Raw genomic sequence first — 16,121 nt, 5'->3', positions numbered from 1 at the left:
CTTCCTATAATATCTTATTCTTCTTTTTTTATTAAACTCATAGCTATACCTAAAGGCGTAACTAAAAACGGATTTTTAGGTTTTATAGTTCGTATGTTAGTTTCTTTTTCAACAACATTTTCAAAACCATCTAAACATACTGTTCCGCCTACCAAGCATATTAAATCAACATTATAATCTTTTATATGTTTATTAATAATACTTCCAACTTTTTGTATTACTGGTAAAACTATTCTAAATATTTCTTTTGTATTATTTTTATCTTTCTTTTTATTTTCTGCTTCATTAAAAGTTATGCCATAATTACCGGCAATAGTAAGTGTAAAATGTGTTCCGCCAGTAGGTTCATCAGCAGTATATACCATTTTTCCATCATTAAATATAGCAATACCTGTTGTTCCGCCGCCAACATCAACAACAACACCACTACTTATATTCAATATATTATTAGCTGCCTCTGGTTCCTCTATAACATTTAAAACTTCAAAACCTGCACTTTCAGCAACATATCTATGAGTAGCCACAGATTTATTATTAACTCCCGGAGGCATAGCAATGGCTGCATTAACAAGTTCTACACCCAATCTATTTTCTAATTTTTCTTTTAATTCTCTTACAATTGAGCAAGCTTTTGAATAATCAACAACTAGCCCATCTCTTACAACTTCTGCATACTGCAATTCAGTTGCTATTGGATTACCAGCAGAATCAACAACAACCAATACTATATATGCAGTACCTAAATCCACACCTACATATAGTTTATCATTTATGTCAAAATCATTAACTTTTTCTATACATTCTGTAGTTTTATCTATAAGCAAATCAACATTTTCAAAAGAAAAACTCATAAAATGATTTCTCCATAACCCTGACTTAATAAACCGCAAGCATTAGCCTCATCAAAGTCTATATGCATAGCAGGCATAAATTTATTACTAACTCTTGCCACAACCTCATCAAATATTAAAGACCTAATACCATAAACTTTCACCTTTACTATTTGACCATTTTCTATATTCCATTCTCTAGCATCTTCTTCTCTTAAATGAATATGCCTTTTTGCAACTATAACAGAATTTTTAGCTTCTATACTTCCATTTTTTCCAACTATAGTGATACTTCCGGCATTTTGAAGATATCCAGATTCATTGATTGTAATATCCTTAACACCTAAAGCCCTAGCATCAGATATGGACAATTCAACTTGAGTATTCTTTCTTACTGGTCCCAATATTGCAACATTATTCATTTCAGATTTTGTACCAACAAGTTTAACTCTTTCTTCACTTAAATATTGTCCAGGCTGAGAAAGATCTCTTTTGGGAGTTAAAGAATAATTACTTCCGAATAATATCTCCAAATCACTTTGCGATAAATGCACATGTCTTGCAGATATTTCTACTTTTATAATCTTTCTTTTACTAAGTTCGTATTTAATGGAATTAGATATTTCATTAATTAAAAGTGATTGTTCATTCATTTAGTTATATCCTTACCAGTATGTGCCATAAGCATTAATATATAAATAGCACTGCTCATACGATTTAATAATTTTATTAGGTCTTCTCTTTCACTTTTCAAAGCTTCATACGCTACTATCTCTACTTCTCTAACAGCAGTCCTTATCAAATTAAGTTTTATTACTGTAAAAGGCATATCGCAATTAACAAAAATATGATCACATCCAAAATACTCTTTTGGGTGATGAGACATTTTTCTAATCTCTTCCTCAGTTAATCCAAATATAGTATCAAATTCTAAACCTTTATTTGCAGCCTCAGAATATAATATTGTATGCACAAGCTTTTCATATTTTTTCAAATAATCTACTAGCTTGTCTTCATGTCTTTCTTTAAATTGATATTCAATATCTACTATCAAAGAAAGCAAACTATCCAATTTTCCTCTCAATTTTATTCTTGGGTGATTCTTTTCTACCAACACATTTTTATACAAATGAGTATAATTTTCAGGTTTAGTATCTAATCTTTTATTCGTTTCATAGTCTATATAGTATTCCATATTTTCTATTTCTCTTATACCATAAGACTTAGGATTAGATGTAGAACTTCCTTTATTACAGTTTTTAGGCTTTATTTTAAGTTCTATTTTGCGAGAAGCTAGATATTCTTTAGCAGAAGGAGTTACAAATACACCTTCCTCTATAAAATACTCTGATACATCTTTATTGAGTATTTCACTCCTCAACATTTGCTCTGTTAAAACTTCCATAGTAACCCTATATTATATTATTGTTGTTGTTCTTTATCACCATTATTAACTGGAGGATTAGGTAATATAGTTTCAACTTCTTCATGTGGTCTTGGTATAACATGTATGCTTATTAATTCGCCTACTTTTGCGGCTGCTGCTGCTCCAGCATCTGTTGCTGCTTTTACTGCGCCTACATCGCCTCTTACCATGATTGTTACCAAACCGCCGCCTACTAATGTTTTTCCTACTAGATTAACATTAGCGGCTTTTACCATAGCATCAGCTGCCTCTATTGCTGATACTAAACCTTTTGTTTCTATCATTCCTAAAGCCATTGAACTTGCCATAGTATTTACCTCCAATAATTAATTATTTCAAAATACTTTCAACTTCTTCATGTGGTCTTGGTATAACATGTACACTTATTAATTCGCCTACTTTTGCGGCTGCTGCTGCTCCAGCATCTGTTGCTGCTTTTACTGCGCCTACATCGCCTCTTACCATGATTGTTACCAAACCGCCGCCTACTAATGTTTTTCCTACTAGATTAACATTAGCGGCTTTTACCATAGCATCAGCTGCCTCTATTGCTGATACTAAACCTTTTGTTTCTATCATTCCTAAAGCCATTGAACTTGCCATAGTATTTACCTCCAATAATTAATTATTTCAAAATACTTTCAACTTCTTCATGTGGTCTTGGTATAACATGTACACTTATTAATTCGCCTACTTTTGCGGCTGCTGCTGCTCCAGCATCTGTTGCTGCTTTTACTGCGCCTACATCGCCTCTTACCATGATTGTTACCAAACCGCCGCCTACTAATGTTTTTCCTACTAGATTAACATTAGCGGCTTTTACCATAGCATCAGCTGCCTCTATTGCTGATACTAAACCTTTTGTTTCTATCATTCCTAAAGCCATTGAACTTGCCATATTGTGTTACCTCCAAATTTTTTTATTATTTTTATTGATTACTAGAATCATCATTATTTTTCTTTTTTCTTCTTGTTCTTTTTTTAGGCACATTAGGAGTTATATTTTCTCCTGTAGCATCTTCATTATTTGAACTATCTAAAATTATAGAATTATTATTAACTATATTTTCAGTATTATCTGATTTTTTATCTTCAGTATTTCCATTATCTGAAACTAAAGTATTATTATCTTTAGAATTTTCAGTATCATCTAGCTTTTTATTTTCAGTATTTTCATTATCTGAAAATAAAGTATTATCATCTTTAACATTTTCAGAAATATCTGATTTTTTATTTTCAGTATTTTCAATATCTAAAACTAAAGTATTATTGTCTTTAGAATTTTCAGTATCATCTAGCTTTTTATTTTCAGTATTTTCAATATCTGAAACTAAAGCATTATTGTCTTTATTATCATCTGAAGAATTATCAATATCTTTTTTATTATTATCATTAGAAGATAGACTATTATCAAAATCTTTATATCCTAAAACTGAGCTAATAACCTGTTCATCTAATCTAGCTATGACATGACTAGCTAACACTTTTCCAATCTTTTCAGCAGCTGCAACTCCACAATCAACTGCAACTCTAACAGCAGCTACATCTCCAAAAAATACAACTGTAACTATACCTCCGCCTATATGACTTAATGAAGGAAGAAATATATTACTAGCTTTAAATGCAGAATCTAAAGCCTCTGTAGCAGCAGTATGACCGTAAGTTTCTATCATGCCTATAGCATATTTCATAATAATTAAAATCCTCTTTTATATTAAGTATATACAAATATGATTATTTATCTAACAAATAATCCATTTTTCAATACACATCTTCTCTTTCTTGTGAAAGTTACTGTACTTGTTATACCATCTCCTGTGCTGCTTGCCAATGTAAAACTAGCATACCCTTCTCCGCCTAAACCTATACCAGCATAAGAAGGAGCATTTTTTACGAAAATAGTTGTTTGCAATCTTCTTGGAGCTATAGTTAATCTGTCAATGTCTTTTGAATGCATAGCTGCAGTATGTCTGCATCCATTTTCTAATTTCACAGCCAAATCCAAAGCCTCATCAAAATCTTTACATCTGATTAAAGGTAAAACAGGCATCATAAGTTCTTCAACTGCAAAAGGATGCTCCTTATGAGTTTCCATTATTATAAGTCTAGGATCATAAGAACATTCTATACCTAAAGTGTCTAGTATATATTTAGCATTCTTACCTACAAATTTTTTATTAATAGAACCATTTTCATTTATAAGAGCTTTTTCTAATTTAATCATATCCTCTTTTTTAGAAATTTTAAAAGCATTATTCTTTTCCATATTGAACATCAAATAATCAAATATAGAATCTACAGCTAAAACTTCTTTTTCAGCTATACAAGGCATATTATTATCAAGAGAAGCACCAGCAACTATATCAGCAGCAGCCTGTTCTATATCAGCAGTTTCATCAACTATAACTGGAGGGTTACCAGCACCAGCACCTATAGTTTTCTTTCCGCTTTTAAGACCTTTTATAACTATAGGCATACCGCCTGTAATACATAATGCATTAATTTTAGGACTGCTCATCATGTAGTCAACTTCTTCTACAGTTGTTTTAGAAATTGTAACTACCAAATTTCTTTCGCCGCCTGCCTCTATTATTGCCTCATTGATTTTTCCAACAAGCCAATTTGATACTTTTATAGCACTAGGATGCGGACTGAAAACAACGCTATTTCCTGCTGAAAGCATATTAATACTATTACATATTATAGTTTCTGTAGGATTTGTAACTGGAGTTATTGCTCCTATTACACCGAATGGAGAAAATTCCAATAAACTAAGTCCGTCATCACCAGTCAAAGCACCAGTAACTAAATCTTCAACACCTGTAGCTCTTTCTATAGCCAATGTATTTTTATTTATCTTATCCTCTACTCTTCCCATCTTGCTTTCTTCAACTGCCATAACTGACATTTCTTTTACAAGAGGTCTTAATTTATTTCTTATAGAATCAACTATTTTTTTTCTTTGAGATAAACTAGAACATAAAAACTTTTTTTGTGCTTCACTTGCATAGTCAATAGCTTCCTTCATACTGTCAAATACACCAAATACATCTGAAGTACTGCCATTGTCTTTCATCATATTTATGCTTTTAGTAACTTCTCTAACTATAGATTCTATCAATTTTTCATCCATATTACATCTCCATAAATAATTTATTTATCAAGTGCTTCTATACCAGATTTAGCTATAAGCATATCTTCTTCTACAGCTCCTCCGCTAACTCCTATTGCACCTACCATTTCACCTTCTCTAAAAATAGGAATTCCACCTCCAAACAAAACTATTTCTCCAGCTAATGCAGTATCTAATCCGCATAAACTATCGTCAACAAGTTTTTTTATTTCAGAAGTAGGTACTCTTAACAATACACTGCTTGAAGCCTTTTTAAAAGCTAATTTCTCGCTTATCTTTAAAGCATTATCCATTTTGCAGAAGAAAATTTCTTCTCCATGGCTATTTACTATAGAAATAGAAACATCAACTTTTATATCATTTGCTTTTTTTATAGCACTCATAGCAATAACAAAAGCATCATTTAAATTAAATTCTTGTGACATAAATCTTCCTTAATACTTAATCATCTAATATAAAATAAATTCCTTTAACAAGTCTTGCTGAATTAGCTCCAATATTCCTTACATTTTGTATATTCATTGATTTTATAGGATACAAAAATAAAGGCTTATCTTCATCTAAATTAGCATAATGCACCGCTATATTTTCATCATTAACCGCTATGCCAACAGATAATTGTGAACTAATAGCTGCTTTATAAGATGCCTCTTTTACATTACTATAACCATCTCCAGATTTTTTCTCAACCATATATGGAATTCCTTCTTCTTCTATTCCATATAAAACCTGTTCCATTAATATTGGATTAACATTACCCAAATCATATACAATAATAGATGGTATATCCATATCAGCTATTCCTTCTCCTAGCATAGTCTAATATAAGACCTGTAGCAACTGCATTTCTAGGACCTTCTTTTCCTCTTATGTTGCCTCTACCAGCAACTATTTTATAATGTGATAAAGCATCCATAACCATTTGAGGTATTTCAAAATCTAATGAGGAACCTCCAACCAATACTACAAACGGTATATCTCTTATATTGCCTGTAGAACTAACTGTTTCTAATGCTCTTATAGAATTAAATACAAATACTTTTTCTTTAGCTGTTCTTCTTACCATTCTTATTTTTTCCAATGGTATATCAGAATCTATAGGTACGAAATTATTCTCCTCAATAACTATAACTCTAGCAAATAATTTAGGATCCAATGGTTCTTTAAAGAACTGAACTGTACCATCTTCATGTCTTATATGAAAGATACTTTCAACTTTAGCTAGAGGATATTTTTTTATTCTTTCAGCCATTTCAAGATCATCTAAACCTAATTCAGAGTTTATTAAAAGGGTAACCATATTACCAGCACCAGCTAAATGCGTATAAGATATTTTACCATCTTTATCTATTAAAGAAGCATCTGTACTGCCGGCACCCATATCTATTATAGCTAAAGGAGATGAAGAACCTGGTGTAGTTAAAGCCCCCAATATTGCCATATCAGCTTCAACTCCGCCTATTTCTACATTTACATTTAAATCTTTTTTAAGCTCATCAGCAATTATTTCCATCTGCAATCTATCAGATTTTACCATACTTGCTATACCAACAGCACTTTCCATAGAAAACTCATTAGCAAGACCGCCTTTTACACTTCTAGGAACAAAAGTATCTACAGCTAATAAATCTTTAATCTTTATATCATCTTTACTTTTATTTGTAAGTTTGGCCATAGTCTGTCTAACTTTCTCTATCATACCTCCGATATTTGTTCCAGACTCACCAATAATATCTTCTATATCTGAAGCCTTATTCATAGTAGACATAATCTTTTCAGCACCTGCTTCTATATCTACTTCTAAACTTCTTTTAGAATCTATTATTTTTAATTTACCAGCAGGAATTCTCCTTTCTTTAACATTTCCTTCAGGAGTTTTTATTACAACTGCAGAACGGTTTCCTATTAATGCTCTAGCTATAGGTACTACAGATTGAGTTTCCTCTGGTGATAAATTAAATACTGTTGCTATACCATAAGGGTTAGATAATGTTTCTATTACTTTACCAGGAAGTGCAACTTCAAGTGCACAAAGCATACCAATAGGAACTTTATCTATAAGCATAACTTCATCAACTATAGGAATATTCTTATTGATTCTATTTTGTACAAGAACTCCATCATCTTTCTGTAAAATAAGTCCATTAACATTTACACCTCTTGATATAGCATCATTAACAGAATTGGCAATATCTTTGAAATCTATACTGTTAGGAAAAACTATTATTATATCTTCGCCTTTATTAACTTTGGAAATATTGTCATAATATACACTTACACCAATACCTATTCCTGATCCGCCTGGTGTTTTTGGATTATGCCCTATCATAGTAGATTCTGTTACAACAGTTTCTGTTATAGTTTCCATTGCAACATCACCTATTACTGGTGTGGCCTCATTTATTCTTATTAGAGATATATCCTCTATAGTAAGATTAACTTTATCCAAACTCTTTTTCAATACTCCAAAAATACCATGCTTATTAGAAAAAGTACCTTTTATACCTGTAGTAAATACTAAATCACTAGATACAAATTCTACATCATTATTATCACTAATTCTAGCAACGGCAATTTCTGTGGTAGAATTTCCTATGTCTATTCCAGCAATATATTTCATTGACATTTCCTATTGTTGCTATACTCGCCTCAGCCTATAATCAGCAAATAAATAAATTTATTTGCTGGCTTCGGCTCGCTTTTTTATTTTATTGTTGCTATACTCGCCCACCTTTAAAAGGTGCCTACTTGGTCAGCCTATAATCAGCAAATAAATAAATTTATTTGCTGGATTCGGCTCGCTTTTTTATTTTATTGTTGCTATACTCGCCCACCTTTAAAAGGTGCCTACTTGGTCAGCCTATAATCAGCAAATAAATAAATTTATTTGCTGGATTCGGCTCACTTTTTTATTATTTTCTTCTTAAACGATCTCTCTTTTCATAAACTTCAGCAGCCTCTCTTACTAAAGAAGCAGATATTGTAGCTGAATATTTATTTTCCAATTCATCTGCTATAGCAAGTAATTCTGCTTTAGTTGATCTGAAAGGTCTTAAAGCATTATATATTTCAAGGATTCTATCATCACTAATTCTAGTTAATTCTGCAGCTCTTCTCAAATTCATAGCAAATATTTTTCTGCCAACAGATTCAGCTATTCTAGCTTGATATTCCAAAGTTTCTGCTGTAATACGTACATCATTAGGTCCTACTCTGTCATTCATTACAGCATCTAATGTAATATCATCTAAACTTTTTCCTGTAGAAGTCTTTATCAAATCCTTTCTATTATAACCCAAAGGATAATCTTTAGCACTAACATTAATATTATTAGAAACGCTTGCAGCATTACTAGTATTATTAATATTTGTAACTATTTCTTTTATCATTTTTTCTAAAAGTTGTTCATCCATATTTTAATCTCCTTGCAAATTATTATAATGAAATTGATAGTTCTATAGGATCAGCATTATCTACAACATGTTCAGTTTCTTTTATATGAAGTAAAGCAGAAATTGCCTGATATTTAGGACGAGCCATCTGATCATTACGAACTGGTACAGGAGTTGGAGATTCACCTTTAGCGTATTTAGCAGCGTTTTTACCTATAGCTCTAAAAGTAGGTAAATCCAAAAGAGGTGCCTGAGGGAATAATTCAACATTACTTAATGGCAACAAATCTTTTTGGTGTATAACTGTTGTACCTTTTGACTGTATGCCTATTCCTATTCCAGAACCGCTGTATTTTGCTGCTGCATTAGCTATGAAAGATACATCTGAAGTATGCAAGAAACGTAATATACGAGCTTGTAAACCTTCTTCTTCTATTCCTGCTATCAATTCTCTTAATACTTGAGCATGAGGTATATGTACTATAGTTTCAGTTTGATGAAGTCCAAATGAAGGAGCTATACCTATTACTACTTCTGATTTATTTTTACCAACTTCAGCTTTACCTAACTCTTTGAAAGGAAGAGGAGGTGGAGCTTGGTGATCAGAACTAACATTTGGATTAGGATTTGCACTTACACTATTATTAGTTGTTGTTGTATTATTATTTTGATTATTAATATTTTTTATAACTTCACTAACTATCAATTTTAGAGTTTTTTCATCTATATTCATTACTTACTCCTTAAATAGAATCTGGACTAATAGCATTAGGAATATTTTTAATTTCTTCCCAACGTTCTTTACTTATTTGATAACCTGTACTAGGACCATGATAATCATTAACATCATTAACGGCACTAATAACGTAACCATTTCTATCAATGATAGCTGAAGTATGTAAATAATCGCCTGCAACACGTTGTTTTAACATATTCAAAACGCTTTGAGCTACATCTTCAAAACCTTTTCTATATAAAGCTTTTACTATATCTAAACCTGTTATTCCATTAGTTAAGATGCTTTGTGCTGCTTTCAAATCTTCTACAACATTTCTATCTGGCATATCTTTACTACCATGAGCATAAGTTGCAGCTTCTACTTCTTCATCAGTAATTTCAGGGAAACCTAATTCAGCAAATATAGCCTGCATAGCTCTAGCTGCTTTGTTTCTAACTGCTACTATTTCTTCTTCTTTTACTGGTCTTAATCCGCCGTCAACTTTTAAGTCTCTTTGTAATACGTTAATATCATCAAAGTCTTCAGCATCAAAGTTAGAACCAGCAAACATGTTATCATAGTTAGGAGTAGAACTATAACCAGAGAATATAAAGTCTGTACCAGGTAAGAATTGCATTAACATTCTAGCTGTTCTTCTTATATCTGAATGTGAGAATGTTTGGTCATTACCAGAAGCAACCTCTAAGTCTAAACATTCAGTAATTAAGTTTTCAGCTAAAACTGCTCTAATACCGCTAGGAACTCCGCCAGGAACACCTATACAGCTTATAGAACCATTTTGTAAACCTTGTACTCCAGCACCTTTTGTGATGAATACACATCTAGCTTCCAAGTACAACATAGATTTACCTTCAGCATATCCCATTTGTACTTCACTTCCTGTACCAGAAGTAAAACGCATTTTCAAACCGCGTGAAGCATAAGATGATGCTAAGAAAGCTTTAGAATATGGAGTATCATCTCCGTCTGTAAATACTCTTTCAGTACCATATACAGAAATTGTTTCAGCATAACAAGTTAAACCTCTCATACCTAATAACAATTCAGTAGCTTCTTCTAATGAACATTGAGTAAGAATACCAGGTCTTCCTACTTGAGCACCTACCAATAAGCCTAAAGCATTAAAAGGAGCATAACGTACGATACCTACTGTAGTTTCTTCTTCATCGAAACCTCTAACAGCTGCTTCTGCTGCATCTGCTGCTATTTGTATAGGATTATCTTTTACATTAGTAACGTGACATTGATTTGAAGGTGTTTTTCTAGCTCTCATTTTTTGTAAAGCCATCATCATTTCAACAACATTCATGCAGCTCATAACTTCTGATATTTTAGCAGGAGTTATTGAAGTTGTTATAGGAATGATTTCACTTCTTGTTACATTAGGGTCACATAACATTAAAGCTATTTTTTTAGAATCAATAGCCATAGCTTTTTCAGCATTTTCTATATTTATAGAGTAATTGGCAATAAATGTATCTATGAAGTCAAAATCTTCTGCTTTTTTACCATCTAATTCTACTATTTTACCATTTACTATTTTGATACTAGGCTTAGGATCATTAGGTCCATCCATAGCTACAAGACCTACTTCAGGCCATTCACCAACAAAACCATCTTGATTGACTGGTCTATTTCTTAATATTTCAAATCTTTTAGATTTCATGAACTTCTCCTAATAGTTAAATTAAATTATATATGATGGTCTATCATTTTTAGGCTTAGCACCTAAAGTACCCAATAATTCACAACCTATTTCTCTAGCAGCTATTATAGCTTGTCTAACTGCTCCAGAATCACCACATATTTGTAATATAACCTCATTTGAGAAACTTGTACCATTTGCTGGAGAAGCATATCCAACAACTTCAACATTAGCAGATTTAACTGCTGTATCTGCCATAACTACACCTATAGCAGCAGGAGCACCAACACAAATACCGAAAGCTTTTCCAATTGGAGCACCAAATGCTTTATTACAAGCATAGCTAGCTCTAGCAGTATATTGAAGTTCTATATGTCCAGCTTCATTTCCATAAACATCTCCAAATGTTCTATCCAAATCTTTTAAAACAACTTCAACTGCACGTCTTGAATCAGAAACATCGTCTGAACCGAAAATAATTAAACTACCATGACCAGCTCCGCCTTTTGTATCACGTGCTAATTGTATAGAAACAATTTCAGTGTTAGTAGCTTTTACAGCTTCATCGGCAGCCATTATATGAGGTCCTGCTCCTGTTCTACAGCCTATGATACCAATAGAACGGTATTTTGTTTCAAAATTCATTTTTTCTAATACGCTTTTATCTACATTAGCAATAACAAGACCTATAGTATCACCTATAGCAGTACCTACAAACTCTATCGCTTTACTCATATAAAAAATCCTCCTTAAAAATAATAAATATATATTTTTATAGTTATTTTATTTATTTTTATAATAGGCAATGAGTTATATGATTAAGATTAATTTTGTATAAACAGATAATCAAAAAATATACAACAGATCATTGCTATACATATAGTATAAAACAATGCAACACAGTTGTCAATAAAAAGAAATCATTTTTTTTAAAAATGAAAAAAATTTCAATAATTTGAAACAATGTATAAATTGATTGATTTAATTAAACAAATTAGAATAGTATTTGAATTAATTATACGATAAAATTACTATAATAAGAATTCCATTCCATGCTCCTCGACAGAAAATAAGCTATATATTGAAATATTCCGACTTACAGCTTTCTACATCCTACCTTCTCATCACCTCTAATAGGTAACAATGGTTAACTAGGGTTCGCTACTGAATACGGCTACGGGCTAGTATAGGATTCTGACCTATTTCCTTCAATATACAATTATATTATAATAAAAAAATTATAATAAATCAAGCTTTTTATTAATACAAATTATACTTATTTTATATAAAAGAAAAAATTAAACAAAATCAAAATTTATAAAATTTACAAACAAATGCATAAAGAAATATAATAAAATCACCATCTTTTTAAAGAATTTTTCATATATTCAACCACATTTATATCATATATATCATTTAATAATGTAATATCAAAATCATTAACAGTTCCAAAATATTGAGAAGTTCCATTTTTTAATACCAATAACTTATCAGCAAAATTTAACATAGCGTTTATATCATGCAATACTGCTACGATACATCTGACATCACTTTTTACCCATTCTTTCAAATTATAAATTAATTCTATTTGACTATTTAAATCCAAATGATTAGTAGGTTCGTCCATCAATATTATAGTAGGGTTTTGAACAAAAGTCCTTGCTAAAAATACTCTTTGTAATTCACCGCCTGAAAGTTCTGTAATTAATTTATCTTTTAAATGCATTATTTTCAATTTTTCCATATAATAAATTACAAATTCTTTATCTTCTTTATTCGGCATAGAAAATAATTTATCTTTATAGCTAGAATATCTACCCATCATTATAGTATCATAAACGCTATAACCAAAATAAATTGTTGACATCTGGCTCATCATAGCTATAGTTTTGTAAGTATCAATCTTTCTTATATTTTCATTATTAATAAATATTTCACCTTCAAAATCTATTATTTTACATAATGATTTAAGCAAAGTACTTTTACCGCATCCATTAGGCCCTATAATACATAAACTTTCATTCTGACATACCTCAAATGATATATTTTTTAATACATCTTTTCTACTGGCATAATGCAATGATAAATTATTAACTTCAAGCATTTTATTCATATATCAATTAATTCCTTTCATATTTTTATTTGAAATAAATACATATAAAAAGAAAGGAGCTCCTATTACAGCAGTAACAATTCCTATTGGTATATTAGAACCTTGAACTATTATTCTTGAAAATATATCTGAAATATTTAGAAGCAGTCCACCTATTAAAGCAGCCATAGGAAAAACGATTATATGCTTGGCACCGAACATTTTTCTAGCTATATGAGGAGATACAAGATCAACAAAACCTATTATACCAGTAAATGCCACTAAAACTGCTGTAATAAATGATGAAATCAATATAAAAAATACTCTCATCTTTTTAACATCTATACCAAGAGATAAACTTGTCTCATCTCCAAAAGTCATTATATCTAATACGCTTGAATATTTCATAAGAACCAATAAAAATACCAAAGTTATAAAAATTATTATTAAAATATCTAATTTATTTCTCACAAATAAACTTCCAAGCTGCCATAGTATTATTTGATTGGAATATTTAGGGAACATATAAGATAAAAAGCTCATTACAGAATTTAAAAATAAGGATATTACTATACCTGCTAATATTATAGAATTATTGCTCATATATTTATCTATTCTATTAGATATAAACAATATAAATATGATAGTAATGAATGCAAATATCATAGATATGCCTATAAAAAAATACTGATTAAAAGATATATGCATAACTATAAGCAAAGCAGCACCAAGACCGGCACCTGATGATATACCTAAATTATATGCTGAGGCTAAAGGATTTCTAAGTATAGATTGTATAACTACTCCAGTAATTGATAATGAAGCACCTACAAATAATGATAATATAGAATGCTGAAGCCTGATATTAATTATATCTGCATTTATTTTATCTATATTAATAATTTCAATATTAAAAAACTTATATAATAATATAGCTCCTATTTCTCTAGGCGATATGAATACACTTCCAATACATATTGATAATATAGTAGAAATAATAACTAATATTAAAATTATTATAATCTTTTTTACCATTGAATTAATTCCTAATTATATCAATGTCTTTATATTCATCTGGATAAGCATATTTAGCCATAATAATTAAAGCATTTACAATATTATGAGTGGGTAATGAACCTGAATCTATATAATATACATCTTTATTCTTTATAGCATTTACATTCTTCCAAGATTCTCTTTTTAATATTTCATCTGTAGGATTATCAATATAATGAACACTTGTAAATATTATATCCGGATTTGCAAATAATACATTTTCTTCTGTTGTAGTTATCCAAGCATTTTTATCACAAAATATATTAGAAGCTCCTATAATATTTATCATATCATCTAAATAAACATTAGTTCCTAATGAATATAAATTAGGTAAAGCAGCTATTTCAAAATATACTTTCTTTTTATTAGTGATTGTTTCACCTATAGCCTTTACTTTTTCTATATTTAAATACATTATATTTATAATGTTAGATGCAGCCTCATTTACTTCAAGAACATTTCCTAAAAAAGTTATATCATCTTCTATAGATTTTATAGTATCACTATTGGGTATAACAGCAATACATATATCTGAAGCCTTTATAGAATCTAAAGAATTTTTTCCAGAAAATACGCTGAATGTATTAACAAAAACAATATCTGGTTTAAGTGCTATCATCTTTTCAGCATCTGGATTAAGCATATCAAATATACTTATATTGGAAACATCTACATCATTTGTTTGCAAAATCTCTTTTGATGTGGTATCTGCTGCTATTATATTATCAGCAAGCCCTAAAGATAGTATCACTTCTGTAGCCGCTGGTGACAAACAAGCAATATTTTCTATATTTTCAGGAAGAACAATATCATTACCGGCTCTATCTTTTATTTCTTTTCCTTTAGTTGTTTTGGAATCATTACAAGAAAATATAAATATACTAAAACAAATTAGTATTATAAATAATTTTTTTATGGATTTCATATATAAAAAACTTCTTTTTAATTAATTTCAAATAGTGAAAGAAATTATAAACTTAATGATTTATATTGTCAATGGAATCATTCATCAGTATTTTTATCGATGTTTGAATCGCTTATTATATAATCAGATATTTCATTTGATAAATTTTCCATAAATAATATTCTTGAATTGATAGTATTTACGAAATAGTTATAAAAAACAACTGTAGGTATAGCAATTATAAGACCGGCTGCGGTAGTAAGTAAAGCATTAGCAATACCAGAAGCCAATGCAGTAGGTTTTCCGCTTCCAATAACAGAAATAACTGCAAAAGATTGTATCATACCAAGAATAGTACCTAAAAGTCCCAAAAGAGGTGCTATAGTAGATATTGTTGAAAGTGCCGAAATAAATCTTTCAAGCCTTGGAAGCTCTTTATTTGAAGCACTTTGCATAGATTCTTTAGGCATATTTAAATTTTTTAACCCTGACATAATTATATTTGATAAAGGAGATTTGCTTGTTTCACATAATGCAATAGCGGCTTTTATTTCCTTATCTTTAACTAAAGAAACAAGTTTTGGTGCTAATGAATTATCTTGAGATTTGATTCTAGTAAAATAAATAAATCTATCAACTATTATGGCTAAAGCTAATATTGAAGATATGAGCAAACCTATCCAACAAATAGTCATAGCAGAATTTAGCAAACTCTCAGAACCAAATATATTATCCATATATAAAAATGCCTCATTTTAATTTCATTATTTGTTAAAACATTATAATTGTAAGAATATAAAAAATCAATAGACTTATTTAATAATTAATGTTTAAGAGCCATAGATATTGCACACTTTTAGTTTAAAAAAAGAAGGTATTCCTTATAATTTAAATTGCTATAAAT

The 16,121-nt window shown here is 30.1% G+C and carries 19 protein-coding genes and 1 riboswitch; all 19 genes read right to left on the bottom strand.

Annotated elements, in window-relative coordinates; genetic code table 11:
- Positions 1 to 14: 14 nt before the first annotated feature.
- Entirely contained in the window at positions 15 to 851 is an 837-nt protein-coding gene (gene eutJ / locus Q0K52_RS09065; protein ID WP_297298664.1) for an ethanolamine utilization protein EutJ, read from the bottom strand.
- Positions 848 to 1,483 (bottom strand): phosphate propanoyltransferase, encoded by a 636-nt coding sequence (gene pduL, locus Q0K52_RS09060; RefSeq protein WP_297298662.1) that lies wholly within the window; start codon positions 1,481 to 1,483, stop codon positions 848 to 850. Before pduL ends, eutJ begins: the two co-directional genes overlap by 4 nt.
- Positions 1,480 to 2,235, bottom strand: coding sequence for an ethanolamine utilization protein (locus tag Q0K52_RS09055; protein ID WP_297298660.1), 756 nt, complete (start codon positions 2,233 to 2,235; stop codon positions 1,480 to 1,482). The genes pduL and Q0K52_RS09055 overlap by 4 nt, the downstream gene beginning before the upstream one ends.
- 17 nt (positions 2,236 to 2,252) lie before the next feature.
- Positions 2,253 to 2,564 carry a BMC domain-containing protein gene (locus Q0K52_RS09050; protein ID WP_297298658.1) on the bottom strand — a complete coding sequence of 104 codons (312 nt, stop codon included), beginning with the start codon at positions 2,562 to 2,564 and terminating at the stop codon, positions 2,253 to 2,255.
- A gap of 22 nt (positions 2,565 to 2,586) precedes the next feature.
- Positions 2,587 to 2,859, bottom strand: a complete 273-nt coding sequence (locus Q0K52_RS09045; RefSeq protein ID WP_297298656.1) for a BMC domain-containing protein — start codon at positions 2,857 to 2,859, stop codon at positions 2,587 to 2,589.
- Positions 2,860 to 2,881: 22 nt separating this feature from the next.
- Positions 2,882 to 3,154: a BMC domain-containing protein gene (locus Q0K52_RS09040; protein ID WP_297298656.1), complete on the bottom strand. Its 273-nt coding sequence runs from the start codon at positions 3,152 to 3,154 to the stop codon at positions 2,882 to 2,884.
- 31 nt (positions 3,155 to 3,185) lie between these two features.
- A complete protein-coding gene (locus tag Q0K52_RS09035; RefSeq protein ID WP_297298654.1) occupies positions 3,186 to 3,947 on the bottom strand; it encodes a BMC domain-containing protein in 762 nt (253 codons plus the stop codon).
- A gap of 47 nt (positions 3,948 to 3,994) precedes the next feature.
- Entirely contained in the window at positions 3,995 to 5,389 is a 1,395-nt protein-coding gene (locus Q0K52_RS09030) for an aldehyde dehydrogenase family protein (protein ID WP_297298653.1), read from the bottom strand.
- 20 nt (positions 5,390 to 5,409) lie between these two features.
- Positions 5,410 to 5,814 carry a heme-binding protein gene (locus Q0K52_RS09025; protein ID WP_297298651.1) on the bottom strand — a complete coding sequence of 135 codons (405 nt, stop codon included), beginning with the start codon at positions 5,812 to 5,814 and terminating at the stop codon, positions 5,410 to 5,412.
- A gap of 16 nt (positions 5,815 to 5,830) precedes the next feature.
- Positions 5,831 to 6,205, bottom strand: coding sequence for a glycerol dehydratase reactivase beta/small subunit family protein (locus Q0K52_RS09020; protein WP_297298649.1), 375 nt, complete (start codon positions 6,203 to 6,205; stop codon positions 5,831 to 5,833).
- Entirely contained in the window at positions 6,183 to 8,009 is a 1,827-nt protein-coding gene (locus tag Q0K52_RS09015) for a diol dehydratase reactivase subunit alpha (RefSeq protein ID WP_297298648.1), read from the bottom strand. The genes Q0K52_RS09020 and Q0K52_RS09015 overlap by 23 nt, the downstream gene beginning before the upstream one ends.
- A gap of 292 nt (positions 8,010 to 8,301) precedes the next feature.
- On the bottom strand, positions 8,302 to 8,802 hold the full coding sequence (locus Q0K52_RS09010; RefSeq protein ID WP_297298646.1) for a diol dehydratase small subunit: 501 nt from the start codon (positions 8,800 to 8,802) through the stop codon (positions 8,302 to 8,304).
- A 22-nt stretch (positions 8,803 to 8,824) separates the two neighbouring features.
- Positions 8,825 to 9,514 (bottom strand): propanediol/glycerol family dehydratase medium subunit, encoded by a 690-nt coding sequence (locus Q0K52_RS09005; protein ID WP_297298644.1) that lies wholly within the window; start codon positions 9,512 to 9,514, stop codon positions 8,825 to 8,827.
- 10 nt (positions 9,515 to 9,524) lie between these two features.
- Complete coding sequence (locus tag Q0K52_RS09000; protein ID WP_297298642.1) at positions 9,525 to 11,186, bottom strand: propanediol/glycerol family dehydratase large subunit; 1,662 nt, start codon at positions 11,184 to 11,186, stop codon at positions 9,525 to 9,527.
- A 21-nt stretch (positions 11,187 to 11,207) separates the two neighbouring features.
- A complete protein-coding gene (pduB, locus tag Q0K52_RS08995) occupies positions 11,208 to 11,900 on the bottom strand; it encodes a propanediol utilization microcompartment protein PduB (RefSeq protein WP_297298640.1) in 693 nt (230 codons plus the stop codon).
- 330 nt (positions 11,901 to 12,230) lie between these two features.
- Positions 12,231 to 12,400: riboswitch (cobalamin riboswitch) on the bottom strand.
- Positions 12,401 to 12,522: 122 nt separating this feature from the next.
- The gene (locus Q0K52_RS08990) at positions 12,523 to 13,278 is read right to left on the bottom strand and encodes an ABC transporter ATP-binding protein (protein ID WP_297298638.1); all 756 of its coding nucleotides are present in this window, start codon (positions 13,276 to 13,278) and stop codon (positions 12,523 to 12,525) included.
- Between the two features lie 3 nt (positions 13,279 to 13,281).
- Positions 13,282 to 14,292, bottom strand: coding sequence for an iron ABC transporter permease (locus tag Q0K52_RS08985; RefSeq protein ID WP_297298637.1), 1,011 nt, complete (start codon positions 14,290 to 14,292; stop codon positions 13,282 to 13,284).
- Between the two features lie 4 nt (positions 14,293 to 14,296).
- Positions 14,297 to 15,238: an ABC transporter substrate-binding protein gene (locus Q0K52_RS08980; RefSeq protein ID WP_297298635.1), complete on the bottom strand. Its 942-nt coding sequence runs from the start codon at positions 15,236 to 15,238 to the stop codon at positions 14,297 to 14,299.
- A 77-nt stretch (positions 15,239 to 15,315) separates the two neighbouring features.
- Positions 15,316 to 15,954, bottom strand: a complete 639-nt coding sequence (locus tag Q0K52_RS08975; RefSeq protein ID WP_297298633.1) for a MotA/TolQ/ExbB proton channel family protein — start codon at positions 15,952 to 15,954, stop codon at positions 15,316 to 15,318.
- Positions 15,955 to 16,121: the final 167 nt, after the last annotated feature.

The organism is uncultured Brachyspira sp. (genome assembly GCF_944390845.1).
Classification (GTDB): domain Bacteria; phylum Spirochaetota; class Brachyspiria; order Brachyspirales; family Brachyspiraceae; genus Brachyspira; species Brachyspira pulli.
This window is presented reverse-complemented; position numbering and strand designations above follow the sequence as displayed.